Consider the following 3548-nt stretch of genomic DNA (forward strand, 5'->3'; position numbering starts at 1 on the left):
ATAACAAACAAAAGCCAGAAGTTATGGCTTTTTTACAAGCATGTTCTACAGATAAGAAAGTTTTTGTAGTAAAAAAGAAACGTCAGTTGGATGATGTAATAAAGTATTTTGCATCCATGTCGTTGTAGTTTTGATTTTACAGAAAATGGCACTGTTTTTTTTCGGTGCCATTTTTATTTTTTATAAATTTCTGGACGGTATAGTCCTTTGTCCACTATTTCTAGTAGTCGCAATGTAGCGTGACTTGGCACGCGTTGCCCTGATTCCCAAGATTGAACCGTTTTAATGCTTACATTAAGTACTTTTGCAAATATTCCTTGAGAGTAGTGATTTTTTTCACGAATTTTTTTGATTTGTTTTGCTTTATATTGAGCCGGTGGTTCTGGTATTTGCAACCCTTCTGTTCTAAGATCGAGCTTGCTTTTTTTATATTCGATAGCTTCTTCAAGTCCTTTTTTTAAATCCTTGAAAAATTTGTTACTCATTGTTTTGTCCCTTCAATATGCTCACTAGGTTTTTAAGTTCTTTTTTTTCTTGGGCGGTTAAATTTTCTTGCACATTTTTTGCATATATTAAAAGAAGGAATAATTCATTGTCTTGTGTTAAAAAATAATAACAAATTCTAAATCCGCCACTTTTGCCACCTGAGGCTGATTTTAATCTCGCTTTGCGTACTCCACCAGTACCAACAATGAGATCGCCTATTTCTGGAAAGTCTATTAATTGTCTTTGCAGATCATTAAAGTCTTCAAGAAGAAGTTGTCTTTTTTTAAAGAGACTATCGATCGTTTTGCTAAACTGTTTAGTTTGAATTATTTTTCTTTTCATATTACAACCATACTGCGTAGTAGTATAGGCTGTCAAGTCGTGGAGATTTCAAAGTTTAATTTATCAAGTCCTGTTTTAAAATGTTGTTTTTTGCCCAGCGATGAGATTTTTACCCGCCTCGTATGCACGGTTCATGTAATATTGTATGTTTTCCCATATTCTACTGATCCATATCTGAATATTTTGATCTGGCTTTTTAGATGAAATGTTTGTTTCTGACGCAGAACTGATTGGAGATACCGGTGTTGGGTTAGCGATATTGCGAATAATATCATCTGTTTTAAAGTTTGTGTTGTAGGCTGCATTTAGATCTTTTAGCAATGCGCCAAGCATTTGTGTTGCCATAAAAGTATCATTGTTTTTAATAGCGGTAATGATTGTTGATACAGCAAATTTTACAGCATCATCGGAAGTTGTAATGTTTTCAAGAGAAGCGATGACTCTTGCAGATTGAGTGTTGTCTCTTAGATATGTGGTGACTTCCAAGGCGATATAGTCTCCAAGACTTGCCATTTCTTCCCTGAGAAGTGTGGATTGATACTGTTCTTGTGCAGCAGTGATGCATGTTCCATGAATAAGTGCGATTGCGGTGATTACTACATACATTTGCATAATTATCTTTTTCATCAAACATCCCCTTTTTTATAAAATTTTTCATAATTGTATTACTGGTGAATGTATCTAACACAATAGAACTGCGTCAATGCTTTGGGGGATAAGTACAGAAACTATCTTCTTTTTAGAGCAATATGTTAGTGAGTATTGTTGTGAGATGTTTTATAATTTTTTATAGATGAGGATTGGATATGACCAAAAAGCAGTATTTTATGTTGTTGTGGGTATTGATGTCTGTAATTATAGTTATCTCAACCGCAATGTTACTATTTATGGATGGTAGTATAGCTATAAGTGAATCATCTCCCCTAGCGTTGCAGAAGTCTATAGGTTGGTTTTTATTAGTCGTAGACGTTATATTTAACATTAGCATTTATGGGTTTTTATTATCGTTAGGTATGGATTTTGCTAAAAAGGTAGAAGCGAAGCTTTTATTTTTAGATGGGCATTATAATTTTGCTAAAGATATTTTTAAACCTGCAGTTGTGGTTGGTACATTATATGCTGGTGCAGTATTAATAGTTAACGCTGTAACTCCAAGTCCTTTCCTAAGTCTGTTTTTTTATAAAGGTCCAGATTTTTTATTTAACTGAGCAGAAAACCCTGGCTTTTTAAAGCCGGGGATGAATGCGAGTCATATGAGCAAGATTGAGGCAATAAGTCGAGATCTTGGGTAAATTTAATCTTGATTATTCCTTTTAAAAAGCGCCGGCCTTTAGGCCGGTCGAAATTTACTTTATAAATCGTTACTCGCGGTATGCAGTGTTCTTAACTACGATGTATTTTTACTTCTTTTTTGTCTTTGTGGGCTTGCATTACTTATAAAAAAAATAACAAAAAATATTTCTGTCACGGCTATAAATCATGTAAGCGTAGTGTTAGTTGCGGTATTACATAATATTGTTCCATGGATATGGCAATTTGGTATGGTATTCATGATTGATCCTATCATTGGTTTTGCTACAGATATGGTGCTGGGAGTTATTTTCTGGAAAAAAGGATTTGAAACAGCCGTACTTTGCCATTTTGTTATTGCGATTATTCTTTACGTAATAGCTCCGGCAGTTGTTCTAGTTATGGGCGCTTAATAAAAGAAAAAAGATAGGAGTTGCTATGACAAAAAAACAATGCTGCATGATTTTATATTCATTGAGTGCGGCTTTGACAATGGTATGGGTAGTGATGTTTTTTATGGGAAATCTGCAATTAGAAAAAATCATATTTCCGATATTTTTGCTTACGAGTGTTATTAATATGATTTTCTTTGGTTTTTTTATTCATATTATTTTTGAGAAACATTGAGTAAAAAATATTTGATAACTTACCAAAACGCCATTGTTGTTTTTGATTTTACACAAGATGTGTTGTATATTGCGTTGCAGTAATATACAACACATCGTTTTTTTTGAAAGGGTGAAGATAGGATGAAGAGATATAGCAGTTTATTTTTACTACCAATTGCATGTATGTCTAGCGGTATGTTGGACGGCGCCGAACAGGGGCCAATGAATGCAATGTGGTTTTATAATCAAAACAATCCATATAAACAGGCAAATGAATTACATCAAGATCGTAAATGGAAAGATGCAGCAGATCGTTACAAAAAGCTTTTAGATGATAAGGTAGGCAACGATTATGACCAGAATATGGCGAAATTGAATCTAGCAGCATGTTTAATGGCGCAGCGACAACCAACAGAACATTGGAGCAGTTTTGATGTTTTGCTTGGTATTCCAGAACAAGAATGTATTTCACAGGAACAAATTGATAATGCACATTCCAAGGAAGAAAAGGTAGTATTGATAAGGACTGATAAAGTAGGTATTGGCGATATATTTCATTTTTTTAGTACAGCACATGAATTAAAAAAACGCACAGGATGGAATGTTGTAGTATCAGTACGTAATTTTCTTAAAGGGACGTTGTCAGGTGCTGCCGAAGAATATGGTCTTAAATTGGTTGGAGAAAGAGATGAACAACCAAAAGCTCATCATACAACGCATATTATAGGATTGCTTGGACTTCTTAAGATGGATCCTGCTGATATGGCGCCAGAAAAGGTTATGTTTGCTGCGCCAGAAAGAGCGATGATTGCTGTTGATCAA

6 protein-coding genes are annotated in these 3548 nt (G+C 34.4%); 3 read left to right on the plus strand and 3 right to left on the minus strand.

From position 1 onward, the window contains the following. Positions 1–173: 173 nt before the first annotated feature. From VJJ26_00410 to VJJ26_00420, 3 genes are all read right to left on the minus strand, one after another. The gene (locus tag VJJ26_00410; protein ID HLC06622.1) at positions 174–485 is read right to left on the minus strand and encodes a helix-turn-helix domain-containing protein; all 312 of its coding nucleotides are present in this window, start codon (positions 483–485) and stop codon (positions 174–176) included. Further along, the gene (locus tag VJJ26_00415) at positions 478–828 is read right to left on the minus strand and encodes a type II toxin-antitoxin system RelE/ParE family toxin (GenBank protein ID HLC06623.1); all 351 of its coding nucleotides are present in this window, start codon (positions 826–828) and stop codon (positions 478–480) included. The genes VJJ26_00410 and VJJ26_00415 overlap by 8 nt, the downstream gene beginning before the upstream one ends. A gap of 75 nt (positions 829–903) precedes the next feature. Continuing rightward, complete coding sequence (locus tag VJJ26_00420; protein ID HLC06624.1) at positions 904–1455, minus strand: hypothetical protein; 552 nt, start codon at positions 1453–1455, stop codon at positions 904–906. A 179-nt stretch (positions 1456–1634) separates the two neighbouring features. On the opposite strand from VJJ26_00420, the gene VJJ26_00425 reads away from it, so the two are divergent. The 3 genes from VJJ26_00425 to VJJ26_00435 form a co-directional block, all read left to right on the plus strand. Then, positions 1635–2036 carry a hypothetical protein gene (locus VJJ26_00425; GenBank protein ID HLC06625.1) on the plus strand — a complete coding sequence of 134 codons (402 nt, stop codon included), beginning with the start codon at positions 1635–1637 and terminating at the stop codon, positions 2034–2036. Positions 2037–2318: 282 nt separating this feature from the next. Next, on the plus strand, positions 2319–2531 hold the full coding sequence (locus tag VJJ26_00430) for a hypothetical protein (protein ID HLC06626.1): 213 nt from the start codon (positions 2319–2321) through the stop codon (positions 2529–2531). Between the two features lie 336 nt (positions 2532–2867). After that, positions 2868–3548 (plus strand): hypothetical protein (locus tag VJJ26_00435; protein HLC06627.1); only part of this gene is annotated, 681 nt, incomplete at its 3' end.

The organism is Candidatus Babeliales bacterium (assembly GCA_035288105.1).
GTDB lineage: Bacteria > Babelota > Babeliae > Babelales > Vermiphilaceae > SOIL31.

Excerpts from the sequence above, each read along its gene's own strand:
- VJJ26_00425 (HLC06625.1), top strand. The coding sequence starts at position 1,635 with ATGACCAAAAAGCAGTATTTTATGTTGTTGTGGGTATTGATGTCTGTA.
- VJJ26_00420 (HLC06624.1), bottom strand. The coding sequence starts at position 1,455 with ATGAAAAAGATAATTATGCAAATGTATGTAGTAATCACCGCAATCGCA.
- VJJ26_00415 (HLC06623.1), bottom strand. The coding sequence starts at position 828 with ATGAAAAGAAAAATAATTCAAACTAAACAGTTTAGCAAAACGATCGAT.
- VJJ26_00410 (HLC06622.1), bottom strand. The coding sequence starts at position 485 with ATGAGTAACAAATTTTTCAAGGATTTAAAAAAAGGACTTGAAGAAGCT.